We start from the raw sequence: 16,442 nt of genomic DNA on the forward strand, positions 1-16,442 counted from the left end.
TTTCCCGATCGACCAATCCGACCGGTGCCTCCGCGCCGTATACCCGTCCGTCAAGCAAGTTGGACTGAGGACGGACGGCATGACACCTATCTCCAGGACCGGTACGGGACGCCGAGGCGTCGCGGCCCTCATATGTGCTGCGCTGGCCGCCGGGGGGCTCACAGCCGCCGGTGTGGCCCTGCTGGAGCCCGGGGCGGCCTCCGCCTCCAGCCACCGCGAGGCGCCGCTGATCTCGGGGACCCCCCAGTACGACAACACGGACGTGTACGCCTTCGTGAGCCCGGACAAGCCGGACACGACGACGATCATCGCGAACTGGATCCCCTTCGAGGAGCCGGCCGGCGGACCGAACTTCTACACGTTCGCGGACGACGCCCAGTACGACCTCCACATCGACAACGACGGTGACGCGCAGGGCGATCTGCTCTTCCGCTACACCTTCAAGACGCACGTCAAGAACAAGAACACGTTCCTCTACAACACGGGCGCCGTCGAGAGCCTCGACGACCCCGACCTCAACATCACGCAGACGTACGACATCGACCTGATCCGGCTGAAGCACCAGCACCAGGTGTCGAAGACGAAGATCGCGCACGATGTCCCGGTCGCGCCGTCGAACGTGGGCAAGGCCTCGATGCCGGACTACGGCAAGCTGCGCTACCAGGCGATCCACAAGCTCTCCAGCGGTGCGCAGACGTTCGCCGGGCAGGCTGACGACCCGTTCTTCCTGGACCTGCGGGTCTTCGACCTCCTCTACGGCGGGAACCTGTCCGAGGTCGGCCGGGACACCCTCAAGGGCTACAACGTCAACTCGATCGCCCTCCAGATCCCGAACAAGATGATCACGGAGTCGGCCCACCAGCCGATCGTGGGCGTCTGGTCGACGACCCAGCGCAAGACCGCGGGCGGCTACTACACGCAGGTGTCGCGCCTGGGCAACCCGCTGGTCAACGAGGTGGTCAACCCGCAGAAGGACAAGGACAAGTTCAACGCGTCCTCGCCCTGGCAGGACGCGCAGTTCCTGAAGAACGTCACCAACCCCGAGCTGCCGAAGCTCATCGAGGGGATCTACAAGATCAAGGCGCCGGCCGAGCCGCGCAACGACCTGGTCGACGTGTTCCTGAAGGGCGTCAAGGGCCTCAACCAGCCGCCGAAGGTGACGCCGGCCGAGGAACTGCGCCTCAACACCTCGATCAAGCCGACCGCCCACCCCAAGCGGCTGGGCGTGCTGGACGGCGACAACGCGGGCTTCCCGAACGGCCGTCGGCTCACCGATGACGTGATCGACGAGGCACTCCAGGTCGTCGAGGGCGAACTGGTCGGTTCCAAGAACGACCTGGGCGACGCGGTCGACGCCAACGACCAGAAGTTCGGTCACTCCTTCCCCTACCTGGCCAACCCGACCTCGGGCTCGCGCGGCGCGCTCGCCAAGGGCACGACCAGCGGCGCGGACGTGCGCAGCCAGCTCGGTGACGCGCTCCAGCCGGCCGGCACCTCGGGCAGCGGCACCGACACCACCCTGATCGCCGCCTCCGCGGCCTCGGGCGCGGCCGGCGTCCTGCTGATCGGCACGGGCCTGGCCTGGTGGCGCCGCCGCTCGCAGCGGCCCTACTAGGGCGTGTTTCGAAAGTCCCGTCTGCCCGGCGGCGTCTGGCACGCACTCCCCCAGAGGGGGCACCCCCAGCCGCGTTGTCGGGATCCCCCCGATACAACCAGTATCGGGGCGACCCTCCGCCTTGCGATCGCACGCACCAGACGCCGCCGGGCCCGCCCTTCGGGCGGACGACGCTACTTTCGAAACACGCCCTAGTCCGCATCCCCACAGACCGGCGCGGCCCGCACCTCTCCACACCCCCCACGGTGCGGGCCGCGTCGCCCCACGCGACGACCGAGGAGAGGGCATGTCCCCGCGCACGAACGACAACTCACCGCAGAGGGATTCCGTCTCGCCCTCCGCCTCGCCGGAGCCGGACCACTCGGGGACCGCGGCGCCCGGCACCGAACCGGGGGGTGACAGGACCGGGTCCGGCGAGGGTGCAGCCCCGGACCACGCCGGGACGGCACCCTCGCCGGACCCGGACGGGACCGGGACCGTCGCCGCTCCCGCCGACGACGCGTCTCCCACGGACACTTCACCCGCGGATGCTTCTCACCCGGGCGCTTCGCCTGGGGACGCCTCTCCCGCGGACGCCGCTCCCGCACACACTCCGCCCGCGGACGTCCGCGTCGCCGCTCTGCGGCGCGTCGCCGACGCCGGGCGGCGCTGGCGGGTCGGCCAACTCGCCTGCTGTGCGGCTCTGTTGGCGGTGGCACTGACCGCCGGATCCATCGCGGTGGGCGCGGTGCGGGACAGCCGGCCGGTCGCCGTCGCCGCGCCCGCGGCGGTGTCGCCCGCCCTGCTGGGCAGCGGCGACCTGAACGCGGGCATCTCCGCGCTCCAGACCCATCTGCGCGCGCAGCCACGTGACTTCGGCAGCTGGGCGACGCTCGGGCTGGCCTATGTCGAGCAGGCGCGTACCCAGGGCGACCCCTCCCGCTACCCGCAGGCCGCGCAGGCGTTCACCCGCTCGCTCGCCCTGGCACCGGACAACGACCCGGCCCTCGCCGGCCGCGCCGCCCTCGCCGCCGCCCGGCACGACTTCAAGAACGCCCTGGTCTACGCCGACCGGGCGCTGAAGCAGAACCCCTACAGCGAACGCGCCCTGTGCTCCCGTATCGACGCGCTCGTCGAACTCGGCCGGTACGAAGAGGCGCAGCAGGCGGCCGACCTCGCCGACGCCCGGCACCCCGGCGTCCCCGTCTTCACCCGGTACGCGTACGTCCACGAGCTGCGCGGCGACGTGGCCACGGCCCGCCGCGTCCTGCGGCAGGCGCTGGACACCGCGACCTCCCCGGGCGACGTGGCCTACGTCTCCGCCCAGCTCGGCCAACTCGCCTGGAACCAGGGCGACTACAGGTCGGCACTCGACTACTACGCCCGCGCGCTCGGCGCCGACGAGAACTACCTTCCCGCCCTGGAGGGCCGGGCCCGCGCCCAGGCCGCGAGCGGCGACCGGGCCGACGCGATCACCGGAATGGAGAACGTCGTCTCCCGGTACCCGCTGCCCGGACCCCTCGTCGAACTCGGCGAACTGTACGAGGCCCGCGGCGCCGAAGGGGACCGGGCGAAGGCCGGCGACCAGTACGCCCTGGTGGAGGCCTGGATCGCACTCGCCCGCGCCAACGGCGTCGACGCCGACCTCGACACCGCGCTCGCCGCGGCCGAGCACGGCGACGCCGAGGCCGCGCTGCGCGCCGCCCGCGCCGAGTGGGCCCGCCGGCACACCGTGCACACCGCGGACGCCCTCGCCTGGGCCCTGCACGTCAACGGGCGGGACGCCGAGGCCCTCACGCACGCCCGCGAGGCCACCGCGACCGGCTACCGCAACGCCTCCTTCCTCTACCACCGCGGGATGATCGAGCTGGCCACCGGACACCCGGAGGACGCCCGCACCCACCTGACCGCCGCGCTGAAGCTGAACCCCGGCTTCTCCCCCCTCGGCGCCCGCGCGGCCCGCGACGCGCTGAAGTCCCTGGAGGCCGCCCGGTGAAGCTCCGTCGTCCGTTCGCCTCCGTCATGGCCGTCCTCACGGCCGCCTGCGCGCTCGCGCTCGTCCCCGTCGCGTCCGCGAGCGCCCACCCGCTCGGCAACTTCACCGTCAACCGCTACGACGGCCTGGTCGCCGCCCCCGGCCGGCTCCGCGTGGACCACGTCGAGGACCTGGCCGAGATCCCGGCCACCCAGGCCGGCCCCGACCTGCGACGGCTGGGCACCGCCGAGTGGGCCAGGCAGCGCTGCGCGAAGGCCGCCGAGGACAGCCGGGTCACCGTCGACGGGCACGCCGTCGCCCTCACGGTCGGCGCCGCCCGGGCGCGGCTGCGGCCCGGCCAGGCGGGACTGCACACCCTGCGCGTCGAATGCCGTCTGACGGCCGAACTGCCCGAGGGCCGGCCGATCGCCCTCGGCTTCCACAGCGCGGGCGCCGCCACCGGCCCCGGCTGGCGGGAGATCACCGCGCGCGGCGACCGCACCACGCTCACCGCGACGGACGTACCGAAGAGCTCGGTCTCGCACGAACTGACCAGCTACCCGAAGGAGTTGCTCTCCTCCCCCGCCGACACCGCCACCGCCTCCCTGCGCGTGCGGCCCGGCGGTCCGGCACTGGCCGACGACACGGGACGCGACGCGCCCGCCGCCTCCGTGCTGCCGCGCGGCGCCGACCGCTGGACCCAGGCCCTGGACAACCTGGTCGCGCGCCAGCACCTCACTGTCGGCTTCGCGGCCCTGGCCCTGCTCGTCGCGGTCGTCCTGGGCGCGATGCACGCGCTCGCCCCTGGTCACGGGAAGAGCATCATGGCCGCGACGGCCGCGGCCCGCGGCGGCCGGGCCCGCCTCAAGGACGTCCTGCCGCTGGCCGCGTCGGTGACCGTCACCCACACCCTGGGCGTGGTCGCCCTGGGCCTCCTGGTCACGGCCGGCTCCGCCGCGGCGCCCTCGGTGATCGCCTGGCTGGGCCTGGCGAGCGGCGCGCTGGTGTTGTTCGCGGGCGTGAGTCTCGTACGCCGGGCCTGGCACAACCGGAACCACGGGCACGGACACGGTGGCCACGGGCACGGGCACGACCACGGACACGGGCATACCCACGGCCACGAACACGGCCATGAAGAGGGGCACACGCACACCCACACGCACGAGCCGGAGCCCGGGAGGACGCCGGAGCGTCCGCTCGCCCTCGTCGGCGCACGCGCCTCGACCGTGACCGCGCCTCACCGGACGCCCCGGCGTCCCGCCACGCACGGCCACGAACACGACCACAGCCACGAGAACGAGCACGAACACGGGCGCCCCCACGCCCACGAACACACCCCTGAACACGACCGCGGCCATGCGCACGCCCATGCCCACGGTCTCGAACACACCCACAACGGGTTCACCCACACCCACCCCACGGCCCCCACCCTCCGCGGCACGATCCTGCTCGGTTTCGCCGGCGGGCTCGTGCCCAGCCCCTCGGCCGTCGTCGTGCTCGTGGGCGCCGCCGCACTGGGCCAGGCCTGGTTCGGGCTGCTGCTGGTCGTCGCGTACGGCGTCGGACTCGCGCTCACGCTGACCGCGGCCGGGTTCGCCGTCGTACGGCTGGGCAGCCGTATGACCCGGGTACTGGACGAGGGCCCCCGCTGGACGACCCACCCGCTCGTCGCCGCGGTACGCCGCACCACCCCCCTGTGGTCGGCCCTGGTCGTCGTGCTCCTCGGGGCCGGACTGGTGCTCAAGGGGGCGGCATCCGTTATCGGTTGAGCTATTTTGGGGAGGATGTCCGCCAGGCTGCGGAGGGGGATGCCGGTGTCCGGAGAACAGGGCGCTGATCGTCTGGTCGCGGGCCGCTACCGCCTGCTGTCCCCGCTCGGCGAGGGCGGCATGGGGACCGTGTGGCGGGCCCGCGACGAGCTGCTGAACCGCGAGGTCGCCGTCAAGGAGGTGCGGGCGCCGGCCGGTCTGCCGACGTCCGACATGCAGCGGATGTACGCCCGGCTGGAACGCGAGGCGTGGGCGGCCGCCCGGATCTCGCACCGCAACGTGGTGACGGTGTACGACGTGGCCACCGAGGACGGCCGCCCCTGGATCGTCATGGAGCTGGTCCGCGGCATCTCGCTGGCCGAACTCCTGGAGACCGAGGGCGCGCTGACCCCGCAGCGCGCCGCGCACATCGGCGCCGAGGTGCTGGCCGCGCTGCGGGCCGCGCACGAGGCGGGGGTGCTGCACCGGGACGTGAAACCGGCCAATGTCCTGCTGTCGAACGACGGCCGGGTGGTGCTCACCGACTTCGGCATCGCCAGGGTCGAGGGCAGCTCGGCGCTGACCATGACCGGCGAGGTCATCGGCTCGCCCGAGTTCCTGCCCCCCGAGCGGGCACTGGGCCGCACCCCCGGACCCGAGTCGGACCTGTGGTCGCTCGGGGTGCTGCTGTACGCGGCGGTCGAGGGCAACTCCCCCTTCCGCCAGGCCACTCCGCTGAGCACGCTGCGCGCGATCGTGGAGGACGAGCTCCCTCCGCCGCACCGGGCCGGACCGCTCGCGCCCGTCATCGCGGGGCTGCTGCGCAAGGACCCCGCCGAGCGGCTGACCGCCGAGCAGGCCGGGCGGGACCTGCGGGTCGTCGGTGCCGGGGGCGCGCCGAGCGCGGACACCGTGCGGGCGGTGCCGTATCCGACGGCTCCGACCCGCCCGCTGCCGTCCCGGCAGGAACCGCCGCCGTGGCCCGGCCCCGCGGCCACCGCGCGCACCGCGCCCGTCGCGCCGCCGGACGAACGACGGCCGGACCGCGACCGCCGCGCCGCCGTGGTACTGGCCGCGGGGGTCATCGCTCTCGCGCTGGCCGTCGGGGGTCTGACGTACGTGCTGCTGAACAACGACAAGGGCGGGGGCGACGGCGGCCGGAACACCGCCACCGAGAGCGGCGGCGGGCTGACGCCCGGCACGAGCGCGCCGACCACCTCGGCCGCTCAGCCGACTCCCTCGGCGACCCCCAGCAGCAGTGCGCCCACGTCCGCCACCCCGCCGCAGAGCGTCGACATCACCCTCACGGGCAAGCACACGGACTACACGGGCAGTTGTCCGCCGTCGGACGCCGACGCGCCGACGTTCACGGCGACTTTCACGGTGGGCCGGCTGCCGGCCGAGGTCGACTACCGGTGGGTGTCGAAGAACGGAAGGATCTCGGACTCGGGCTGGAAGACGCTGTCGTTCCCCGAGGGCGGCGCGCGGTCGCGGCAGGACCAGGTGATCGTGACGACGTACTCGGAGAGCGGCACGTTCTCGAACGAGATCAGCGTGGAGGTGCGCGACCCGGTGCACCGGACGTCCGAGCCGGTGCCGTTCACGGTGACGTGCGTGAAGGAGACCCCGTCGGACGAGGTCTCCTCCTCGCCTGCCGTCACTCCATGAGGGTTCAGGCCGCGTTCGTGAGCACCGGGAGGTAGCCGCCCGACTGCCCGGTGGCGGTCGGGTGGTAGGACTCGCCGATGTCGAGCCAGTTCAGGCTGTGCAGCCAGGCGCTGCCGGAGCAGAGCTCGTGGCCGGTGAACGTGGAGCGTACGTCGCCGAAGGTGAAGCCGTGGGCGGCGGCCCGCGCGGCGACGGCGGTGTCGAGGTAGTCGGCCGCGCCGTTGATCGCGGCGCGCTTGGTGTCGGAGAGGCCGAGACAGGTGGCGCCGAGCTTGTAGAAGCGGGGGTAACCGATGACGACGACGCGGGCGTTGGGGGCATTGGTGCTGATCGCCGTGTAGACGGCGTCGAGTTTGCCGGGCAGCGTCGAGTCGACGTACGCCTTGGCGGTGTTGATGCGGGAGACGCAGCCGCTGTCGGACGACAGGACGCAGGTCGTCATCACGTCGGCGAACCCGGCGTCGTTGCCGCCGATGGTGATGGAGACCAGGCCGGTGGAGGAGTTCAGACCGCCGAGCTGACCGGCCAGAACATCATCCGTTCGGGCGCCCGAGCAGGCGGCGAAGGTGAACGAGGACGGCGCGTGGGCGGCGTTCCAGAGGTAGGGGTACGCCTTGGTGCTGCGGTCGCAGTCGCCGCTGGAGCTGATGTAGCTGCCGGAGCCCACTCCGGAGGAGTAGGAGTCGCCGAGGGCCACATAGCCGGTGGCCGCGGCCGTCGACGAGGCCTGCGCCACACCGCTCCCGGTGAGGGCGATGCCGCCGGCCAGGAGGAGTGAACTGACGAAAGCCGCGATTCGGGAACGTCTCATGGAACCTCCCTTTAGCAGGATCTCTGCCTCGACTTACGTAGCAACTACGCGTGTTGACAGGAAGTGTCCATGCCAAGATTGTTGCCCTCCGCCACAACTCGCGCCCAGAACGCACCAGGAGCGCACCCGCCGTTCGGCGGCGGATCAGAACCACGACGAACTTCCGCATCTTGACGGCCACCTTCGGGCTGCGCGACATTGAAGCCCGGCATCCGGCACTTCGGGGGGCAAAGTCGCCCATGCGGAACATCCAGAACATCCAGAACATGCAGCACATCCAGCACATGGACAACCGGACTTCACCGGCGCCCGCGGACCGCACCGAGCGCGCGGGGCCGGGACCGGGACCGGGCAAGGACCTGTCGCCGCTGCTCGCGGGAGCCGCCACGGCGGTCGGGGCGATCGGCGCGCTGCTCGCGCTCACCGGCTCCGGCTCGCCCCTGCGCGGCCCGTTCGTGCTCTTCTTCCTGCTCGCGGCCCCGGCGGCCGCCGTCGCCGCCGCGCTGCGCGGACTGGATCCGTTCGCCCGCGTGCTCGTCTCGGTCGCGGGCGCGGTCGTCCTCGACATGCTGGTGGCCCAGGCCATGCTGGCCGTGCACCGCTGGTCGGTGCCCGGCGGGATCGCGGCCGTGACCGTGCTCAGCGCCCTCGCCCTGCTGCTGGTCGTGGTGGGCCGACGCCGTGGCCGCACGGCGGGAAGACAGGGTTCCTGACATGGACATCAGCGTGTACCGCCCCGGCGAGCTGACCGCGGCCGACCGGGCGGCGTGGACGGCGATGCAGTCCAAGGCCCATCTGCACGACGCGCCCGGCCTCGCGAACCCCTTCCTGTCACCGGAGTTCACGCTCGCGATGGGCCGGGTCAGACGGGGCGTGCGGATCGCGGTCGTCCGCCAGGACGGGGAGCCGGCCGCGTACTTCCCGTTCCAGAGGTCCGCCGCCGGGGTCGGCAGAGCCGTCGGCCTCGGTGTCTCCGACGCCCAGGGGCTGGTGCACCGGCCCGGGTTCACCTGGGACGCCCGCGCGCTGTTACGGGCCTGCGGACTCTCCCTGTGGGAGTTCGACCATCTGGTGCAGGGCCAGGAGCCGTTCGAGGCGGGAGCCACCGGCACCTTCCCGTCCCCGGTCATGGACCTCGACCGGGGTTACGAGAGCTACCTGGGCGAACTGCGCGCCCGGTCGCCCAAGTTCACCCGGACCACGCTCGCCAAGGAGCGCAGGCTCGGCCGGGACGCACGGGACGTGCGCTACGTCCACGACGAACGCGACCCGGCCGCCCTCCAGACGCTGATGGCGTGGAAGTCCGCGCAGTACCGGCGCACCGGCCGCAGCGACCGCTTCGCCCACGCGTGGATCACCGGGCTGGTGCAGCAGCTGTTCCACACCCGTCACGAGCCGTCCGGGGGGATCCTGTCGGTGCTGTACGCGGACGGCCGTCCGGTCGCCGCGCACTTCGGACTGCGTAGCGAACGCGTCCTCGCCTGCTGGTTCCCGGCGTACGACCCGGCGTACGCGAAGTACTCGCCGGGCCTGATCATGCATCTGCGGATGGCCGAGGCGGCCGCCGCCGACGGCATCGCCTACCTCGACCTGGGCCGGGGGCACAAGGAGTACAAGGACTCCCTGAAGACACGCGAACTCGTCGTGTCCGAAGGGTGGGTGACCAGGCGTCATCCGGTGGCGATCGGGCACCGGGCGCACCGCGCCCCGGTCCGGGCGCTGCGCAACGCGGTGCTGGCCCGTCCGCAGCTCTTCGAGCCGGCGGACCGGCTGCTCAAGCGCCTGGGGCAGGCGCGTTCGAATCGGTGAGCAACACCGCACAGCGTATGTAACGCCCAAACCAATAAAAAGGTGAGCCCTCGTTCCAGGTCTTGCCATACGGGTTCATTCGTCAATACCGTCGTACAACTCACCCGCATCGGTCCGTCGGCACACGGCTCCAAGGGGAGGGACCAAGGGCCACGGCGTACCGGGGCGGGGCGCGGTAGGGGGGTGCCGTGCTCGGTGAGCGCAGTTGTCGCCGAGCCGTGCCGCGCAACCGGCCGTCGTACCACGGCGGACCGGTCAGCTTTGCCTGCTCATCCACGTGTACGGAGAGTGATCGTGTCGTGCCGTGGGGGAGAAACCCCCCTTTCGAACCGGACACACAGCCGGGCCGCCCAGGGGCGGGCGGTCCACCGGACGAGAGGGACCAGACTCATGAGTTCAGTTCTGCGCCCGCCCGCATCGGGCCAGGATCCGACGACGGCCGGCCATTACCGGCCGGTCTCCTCCCACCTGGCCATCGCGCCACCGGTGAGCGTGGTCATACCCGCCATGAACGAGGCGGAGAACCTGCCGTACGTCTTCAAGACCCTGCCGGACTGGATCCACGAAGTGGTCCTGGTGGACGGCAACTCCACCGACGGCACCGTAGAGGTCGCCCGCGACTTATGGCCCGGGGTCCGGGTCGTCGCGCAGGACGGCAAGGGCAAGGGGGATGCCCTGATCACCGGCTTCGAGGCGTGCACCGGCGACATCATCGTGATGGTCGACGCGGACGGCTCGGCCGACGGCAACGAGATCCTGTCGTACGTCTCCGCCCTCGTCTCGGGCGCGGACTTCGCCAAGGGTTCACGCTTCGCCAACGGCGGCGGCACCGACGACATGACCTTCGTCCGAAAGCTCGGCAACTGGGCGCTGTGCACGGTCGTCAACCGCAAGTTCGGCGCCCGCTACACCGATCTGTGCTACGGCTACAACGCGTTCTGGCGGCACTGCCTCGACAAGATCGACCTCGCCTGCACGGGCTTCGAGGTCGAGACCCTGATGAACATCCGGGTGGTCAAGGCGGGTCTGAAGGTGCAGGAGATCCCGAGCCACGAGTACCTCCGCATCCACGGCACGAGCAATCTGCGCGCCGTCCGGGACGGACTGCGGGTGCTCAGGGTGATCCTCGGCGAGCGCTCCAACCGGCGGGAACTGCGCCGCCGGAGCCACCACTCCCCGATGCTCGACTCGGCCCGGGGAGAGGTGTCTTGAGCGGTCCCGACATCTCCGTCGTGATCTGCGTCTACACGGAGGACCGCTGGGAGGACATCCTCGCGGCGGTCGCCTCCGTGCGCGCGCAGTCCCGTCCGGCCCGGGAGACGCTGCTGGTCGTCGACCACAACGCGGCGCTCCTGGACCGCCTGAGCGAGGAGTACGAGGACACCGACGGAGTGCGCGTCCTCGCCAACGCCGGACCCCGCGGACTGTCCGCGGGCCGCAACACCGGCATCGCCGTCTCGCACGGCGAGGTCGTCGCCTTCCTCGACGACGACGCCGTGGCCGAGCGGGACTGGCTGCGCCGCTTCGCCGAGGGGTACGCCGACCCGCGCGTGCTGGCGGTCGGCGGCCGTACGGTGCCGATCTGGGCGTCGGGGCGCCGGCCCGCCTGGTTCCCGGAGGAGTTCGACTGGGTGGTGGGCTGCACCTACCGGGGCCTGCCGACGGGCCGGGTCCGGGTGCGCAACGTCCTCGGCGGCAACGCCTCCTTCCGCCGCACCGCGTTCGACGCGGCGGGCGGCTTCGCCACCGGCATCGGCCGGGACGGCGACCGGCGGCCGCTGGGCTGCGAGGAGACGGAGCTGTGCATCCGGCTCGCCCGGGTCAGGCCGGACGCGGTCCTGTTGATCGACGACCGCGCGGTGATCCACCACCGGGTGCCCGCGACGCGCGAGCGCTTCGGGTACTTCCGCACCCGCGCCTACGCGGAGGGCCTGTCCAAGGCCCTGGTCTCCCGCAGCGTCGGCGCCGCCAAGGGCCTGGAGTCCGAACGCCGTTACGCCACCAGGGTGTTGCCGGCCGGGGTGGCGCGCGGCCTGCGGGACGCGCTGCTGGCGCGGCCGGGCGGCGCGGGCCGGGCCGGCGCGATCGTCGCCGGGGTGCTCACGGCGGCCGGCGGGTATGTCGTGGGCCGGATCCGGACCCGCGGGGGCGGGGCCGCCGTCTTCTCGGTGCCGCGGATCGGGGCGCCCGCCGGGCGGACCGGGGCGGTCCAGGGGCACGGGACGGCCCACCAGCCCTGGCCGGTCCGGAAGAACGGGACGGCCCACCAACCCCGGACGGTCCGGAAGAACGGGACGACCCGGCAGACCGGGACGCTCTGGGGGAGCACGGAGGAAACAGATGGCTGAACCGTCCGTGCCCATCCTGATGTACCACGCGGTCGCGGCCGACCCCGGCGACGCCACCCGCACCCTGTCGGTCGCCCCGGAGGCGTTCGCCGAGCAGATGGCGCTCGTCGGCGATCTGGGCCTGACCCCGCTCGCCACGGCCGAGCTGGCCGCTCGTTGGCGCTCCGGCCGGCCGCTGCCCGCGCGGCCCGTGCTGATCACCTTCGACGACGGCTACGAGGGCGTGCACCGGCACGCCCTGCCGGTCCTGGCCGAGCACGGCTTCGCGGCCACCCTGTTCGTGTCCACCGGCTGGTTGCGGGGCGCGTACGACACCGGCGGCGGCCTGGACCGGATGCTGGACTGGGACCAGGTGCGCGAGCTGGCCGGCGCGGACGTCGAGATCGGCGGCCACAGCCACAGCCATCCGCAGCTCGACCAGCTCGACGAGGACGACCTGCGGGACGAGCTGACCCGCTGCCGGGACATCGTCGCCGACGAACTGGGCGCCCCGCCGGTGTCGTTCGCCTATCCGTACGGCTACTCCAGCCGCCGGGTGCGGCAGGCGGTGCGCGCCCACGGCTTCGCCCAGGCGCTCGCCGTCGGCAACGGTCTCGCCCGCCGCCGCCAGGGGCCCTACGCCCTGCAACGCGTCACGGTGCGCCGCGACACCGGCATCGAGGAGTTCGGGCGGCTCGTCGAGGGCCGCGCGATCGCCCGCACCTTCGCCGCGGACCGTGCCCTCACCAAGGGGTACGCGATGGTCCGCAGAGCCCGCCGGATCCGCCGGAAGGCCGACCGCTCCCGTGTCTGACACCACCACGGCCCAGGAGGCGTCGACCGCGACCGAGCCGCCCGTGCGGCCACCCCGCCGACTGCGTCTGCCCGGCCTGGGCAGCTCCCCGGGCGGCGGCAGTCAACTGTTCCGCAACGCCTACGCGCTGATGCTCAACACCGGCATCAGCGCGGTGCTCGGGCTCGGCTTCTGGCTGGCCGCCGCCCGCTACTACTCCGAGTCCGCGGTCGGTCAGGGGTCCGCCGCGATCGCCGCGATGAAACTCCTCGCGGGCCTGACCGCGGTGACCCTGACCGGCGCGCTGGCCCGCTTCATCCCGATCGCCGGCCGGGCCACGCGCCGACTCATCTCCGTTACCTACGCGGGAAGTTCGGCGGTCGTGGCGCTGGCCGCGGGCGTCTTCCTGCTGACCCTGGACGTGTGGGGGCCGTCGTACCGCTTCCTGCACGGGCCGCTCAACGGGCTCGGTTTCGTGGTGGCGGTCGTCGCCTGGAACCTGCTCACCCTCCAGGACGGGGTGCTGACCGGACTGCGCAGCGCCCTGTGGGTACCGGTCGGCAACACCGCGTTCTCGGCCGTCAAGCTGGGGCTGCTGGTCGCGTTCGCGACGGCGCTGCCGACCACGGGCGTCTTCGTGTCCTGGGTCGCCGCGATCGCCACCTCCGTGCTGCCGCTGGGCTGGCTGGTGTTCCGCCGGCTGGTGCCCCGGCACGTCCGGGCGACCGAGCGGCAGGCGAGCCCGCCCACCCCGAGGGAGATCGGACGGTTCCTCTCCGGCGACTGCACCGGTTCGCTGTTCTCGCTCGCCGTGGTCTATCTCGTCCCGGTGATCATCGCCTCGCAGGTCAGCTCCGCGGACAACGCGTACTTCTACATCACCACGACCATAGGCGGCACGGTCAATCTGCTCGCCATCAACATGGGCGCCTCGCTGACCGTCGAGGGCTCGCACGACCCGGCCCGGCTCGCCGCCGACACCCGGGCCGCGCTGCGGCGGATGGCGCGGATCACGCTGCCGGTCAGCGGTGCGCTGTTCGTCGGCGCGCCCTGGATCCTGGGCGTGTTCGGCGCGGGCTACGCGGACGCGGCCACCGGGCTGCTGCGCTGGTTCGCCGTCGGCGCGGTGCTGCGGGTGGTGATGGAGACGTACTTCGCGGTGCTGCGCGCCCAGAGCCGCACCGGTGGACTCGCGTGGCTCCAGGGCCTGTTGTGCTTCCTGGTGCTCGGCCTGACACTGTTGCTGCTGCCGCGCATGGGACTGGTCGGGGCGGGCGTCGCCGAGATCGCCAGCCTCGCGGTGATCGTGGCGCTGGCCGCGCCGCGGCTGTACCGGACGGTCAGGGCGACGCCCGTCGCGTCGCCCTGGACCGCCGCTCCCGACGGGGACCTCGCCGACCTGGGGGCGTGCGAGGTCCCCGCCGCGGGGGCACCGCGCCGTCGCGGGCCCGCCCGGGCGCCGGACTCCGACACGCTCGCGCTCGGCGTCCGCGTCGACTTCGACCACCAGGAGCGCCGGCCCGACGTCCGCCCGGGTCCGGGCACCCCGCCCGCCGGTACGCCCGTCCTCGGCACCGGGTCCGGCGGTGCAGTCGGGACCGAACCGGTACGGGAGGATCCCGCCGCCGCCCCGGACGGGCAGCCCCCCGGCGGACCCGCCGCGCCGCGGCCCTGGCGCGAGCGGCTGCTGCCCAGCCGCCCCGGGGTGCTCCTGGGCTGCCTGCTGACCGCCGCGCTGCTGCTCTACTGGGCGCCCGTGCTGCGGCTCTCCGACGCCGACCTGGACGGGATGGGCGGGCTCGGGCTGATCTCGGTACTGCCGCCGCCCACGCTGATCGGCGCGGCGCTGCTGGTCGTGGTCTTCGCGGCACTGCTCCGGCGCGGCCGTGAGCACCGGGCGCTGCTGCTGGTCACGCTGCTCGCCACGGTCGTCTCGCTGCACGCGCTGCCCGCCGTGATCGAGACCGAGCCCCGGTTCGCGACCGCCTGGCAGCACCTCGGCTTCCTCGACTACATCGACCGGACCGGTGCGGCCGTGCCCGACCTGGACGCCCGCTGGAGCTGGCCGGGCTTCTTCGCGGCGGCCGCGTTCGTGCTGAAGGCGTGCGGGGTCGACGACCGCACCGAGCTGATCCGCTGGTGGCCGACGGCCATCCAACTCCTCTATCTGGCACCGATGTTCCTGCTGGTCCGCTCGATGCGGGCGAGCTGGCGGGCCAAGTGGACCGGCGTCTGGGTCTTCGTGCTCAGCGGCTGGGTCGGCCAGGACTACTTCTCCCCGCAGGGCTTCACCTTCCTGCTGTATCTCGCCTTCGTGGCGATCCTGCTGGTCTGGTTCCGTCCCCCGCACGTGCCGTGGACCGAGCGGCGGCCCGGGGAGGCGGAGGTCGAACCGGCCGACCGCCGTCGGCGGGCGGTGCTGCTCGCGGTGCTCATCGGCCTGTTCGCGGCGAGCGTGCCCGCCCACCAGCTGACCCCGTTCGTGATGCTGGGCGTGCTGACCTTCCTCGTCCTGCTCGGCCGCTGCGAACTGCGTGGTCTGCCGCTGCTGTTCGCGGTGATCGTGGCGACCTGGGTGGGCTTCATGGCCGAGCCGTACTGGTCCGGTCACTTCGACGAGCTGTTCGGCGGGGTCGGAGGGGTCGGCAGCAATGTGTCGACGTCCGTCTCCGGCCGTATCCAGGGCGGCAGTTCCACCCACAAGCTGGTGCTGTACGCGCGGGTGCTGCTGGCCGGCGGGGTCATGGCGTTCGCCTGCTGGGGCTGGTGGCGGCGGCGCGCGCACAGGTACCGCGAGCGGTCGCTGCTCGTGCTCGCCTTCGTCCCGTTCCTCGGCTTCGGCATGCAGTCGTACGGCGGGGAGATGGCACTGCGCGTCTTCATGTTCGCCCTGCCGGGCGCGGCCCTGCTGGCCGGGCTCGCGCTCTTCCCGCGCACCGGGGCCACCGGCGAGGAACGCGGCCGGGACCGGGCGAGCCTCGCCCCGGCGGCGGCGCTGCTGGCGGGGCTGGTCCTCATGGGCGGCTTCCTGGTGGCCCGTTGGGGCAACGAGTCGTTCGAGCGGATCCGGCCGGGCGAGGTCGCCGCGATGGACTACGTCTACGCCCACGACGATCCGACCGTGCGCCTGCTGTGGCTGAGCAACGACACCGAGAACAACGTGACCCCGGCGATGCCTTGGGGCACCAAGGACATGGAGAAGGTCCAGTACGTGCCGACCCTGGCGCCCGCCGACCCGGTCCTGGTTTCGGGCCTGGTCGAGGCGCTCGAGGAGGCGGGCCCGAACTCGTACCTCATGGTCAACCGCAGCCAGGTCGTCTACCTCGAACTGGACGTGGGCTACTCGACGTACTGGGAGCCGCGCCTGCTGGCGAACCTGGACGGGCGGCCGGAGCTGAGGAAGGTCCTGGTCAACGACGACGTGACCATGTACGCGCTGCGTGACCGGCCCGCGGGCGAGGTGCCCGGGGCCGACCCGGGCCCGATCGGGCCGCAGATCACCTGGACGCCCTGGTCGGTGGTCGGGGCGTCGGCGGCCGTCGTGCTGATCCTGCTGCTGACGGCGCGCGAGGTGCTGCGGGTCGCCGGCCGGCCGGGCGTGCGGCAACGGCGCCGGTTGCGGAGCGGCTTCTGGTTCGCCCTGCCGCTGCTGGCGGTCCTGTGCGCGGCGCTGGTGCAGCGGTTCCTCACGATGAAGTGAGCACGGCGGCTCACCGG

The 16,442-nt window shown here is 72.8% G+C and carries 11 protein-coding genes; 10 read left to right on the plus strand and 1 reads right to left on the minus strand.

Annotation, left to right across the window (positions count from 1 at the left end; all coding sequences use genetic code 11):
• Positions 1–79: 79 nt before the first annotated feature.
• The 4 genes from ACWC24_RS20830 to ACWC24_RS20845 all read left to right on the plus strand — a co-directional run bounded on the left by ACWC24_RS20830 (position 80) and on the right by ACWC24_RS20845 (position 6,985).
• On the plus strand, positions 80–1,615 hold the full coding sequence (locus ACWC24_RS20830) for a DUF4331 domain-containing protein (RefSeq protein WP_450664317.1): 1,536 nt from the start codon (positions 80–82) through the stop codon (positions 1,613–1,615).
• 286 nt (positions 1,616–1,901) lie between these two features.
• A complete protein-coding gene (locus ACWC24_RS20835; RefSeq protein WP_450664318.1) occupies positions 1,902–3,590 on the plus strand; it encodes a tetratricopeptide repeat protein in 1,689 nt (562 codons plus the stop codon).
• Between the two features lie 26 nt (positions 3,591–3,616).
• Positions 3,617–5,338 (plus strand): urease accessory protein UreH domain-containing protein, encoded by a 1,722-nt coding sequence (locus ACWC24_RS20840; RefSeq protein WP_450664375.1) that lies wholly within the window; start codon positions 3,617–3,619, stop codon positions 5,336–5,338.
• Between the two features lie 45 nt (positions 5,339–5,383).
• Complete coding sequence (locus tag ACWC24_RS20845) at positions 5,384–6,985, plus strand: protein kinase domain-containing protein (RefSeq protein WP_450664319.1); 1,602 nt, start codon at positions 5,384–5,386, stop codon at positions 6,983–6,985.
• A gap of 4 nt (positions 6,986–6,989) precedes the next feature.
• Here ACWC24_RS20845 and ACWC24_RS20850 read toward each other — a convergent pair whose 3' ends face one another.
• Positions 6,990–7,796 (minus strand): SGNH/GDSL hydrolase family protein, encoded by an 807-nt coding sequence (locus ACWC24_RS20850; RefSeq protein ID WP_450664320.1) that lies wholly within the window; start codon positions 7,794–7,796, stop codon positions 6,990–6,992.
• A 239-nt stretch (positions 7,797–8,035) separates the two neighbouring features.
• Here ACWC24_RS20850 and ACWC24_RS20855 point away from each other — a divergent pair, with 239 nt between their 5' ends.
• The 6 genes from ACWC24_RS20855 (at position 8,036) to ACWC24_RS20880 (ending at position 16,425) form a co-directional block, all read left to right on the plus strand.
• Complete coding sequence (locus ACWC24_RS20855; protein ID WP_450664321.1) at positions 8,036–8,509, plus strand: hypothetical protein; 474 nt, start codon at positions 8,036–8,038, stop codon at positions 8,507–8,509.
• Between the two features lies 1 nt (position 8,510).
• Positions 8,511–9,605 carry a GNAT family N-acetyltransferase gene (locus ACWC24_RS20860; protein WP_450664322.1) on the plus strand — a complete coding sequence of 365 codons (1,095 nt, stop codon included), beginning with the start codon at positions 8,511–8,513 and terminating at the stop codon, positions 9,603–9,605.
• A gap of 390 nt (positions 9,606–9,995) precedes the next feature.
• Entirely contained in the window at positions 9,996–10,817 is an 822-nt protein-coding gene (locus ACWC24_RS20865) for a glycosyltransferase family 2 protein (RefSeq protein ID WP_450664323.1), read from the plus strand.
• Entirely contained in the window at positions 10,814–11,953 is a 1,140-nt protein-coding gene (locus ACWC24_RS20870; protein ID WP_450664324.1) for a glycosyltransferase, read from the plus strand. Before ACWC24_RS20865 ends, ACWC24_RS20870 begins: the two co-directional genes overlap by 4 nt.
• Complete coding sequence (locus ACWC24_RS20875) at positions 11,946–12,746, plus strand: polysaccharide deacetylase family protein (RefSeq protein WP_450664325.1); 801 nt, start codon at positions 11,946–11,948, stop codon at positions 12,744–12,746. Before ACWC24_RS20870 ends, ACWC24_RS20875 begins: the two co-directional genes overlap by 8 nt.
• Entirely contained in the window at positions 12,739–16,425 is a 3,687-nt protein-coding gene (locus ACWC24_RS20880) for a lipopolysaccharide biosynthesis protein (RefSeq protein WP_450664326.1), read from the plus strand. The genes ACWC24_RS20875 and ACWC24_RS20880 overlap by 8 nt, the downstream gene beginning before the upstream one ends.
• Positions 16,426–16,442: the final 17 nt, after the last annotated feature.

The organism is Streptomyces sp. NPDC001443 (genome assembly GCF_053597355.1).

What these genes read in the sequence shown, in the direction of transcription:
- ACWC24_RS20875 (WP_450664325.1), top strand. Translation starts at nt 11,946, where the DNA reads ATGGCTGAACCGTCCGTGCCCATCCTGATGTACCACGCGGTCGCGGCC.
- ACWC24_RS20830 (WP_450664317.1), top strand. Translation starts at nt 80, where the DNA reads ATGACACCTATCTCCAGGACCGGTACGGGACGCCGAGGCGTCGCGGCC.
- ACWC24_RS20850 (WP_450664320.1), bottom strand. Translation starts at nt 7,796, where the DNA reads ATGAGACGTTCCCGAATCGCGGCTTTCGTCAGTTCACTCCTCCTGGCC.
- ACWC24_RS20855 (WP_450664321.1), top strand. Translation starts at nt 8,036, where the DNA reads ATGCGGAACATCCAGAACATCCAGAACATGCAGCACATCCAGCACATG.
- ACWC24_RS20840 (WP_450664375.1), top strand. Translation starts at nt 3,617, where the DNA reads ATGGCCGTCCTCACGGCCGCCTGCGCGCTCGCGCTCGTCCCCGTCGCG.
- ACWC24_RS20860 (WP_450664322.1), top strand. Translation starts at nt 8,511, where the DNA reads ATGGACATCAGCGTGTACCGCCCCGGCGAGCTGACCGCGGCCGACCGG.
- ACWC24_RS20865 (WP_450664323.1), top strand. Translation starts at nt 9,996, where the DNA reads ATGAGTTCAGTTCTGCGCCCGCCCGCATCGGGCCAGGATCCGACGACG.
- ACWC24_RS20835 (WP_450664318.1), top strand. Translation starts at nt 1,902, where the DNA reads ATGTCCCCGCGCACGAACGACAACTCACCGCAGAGGGATTCCGTCTCG.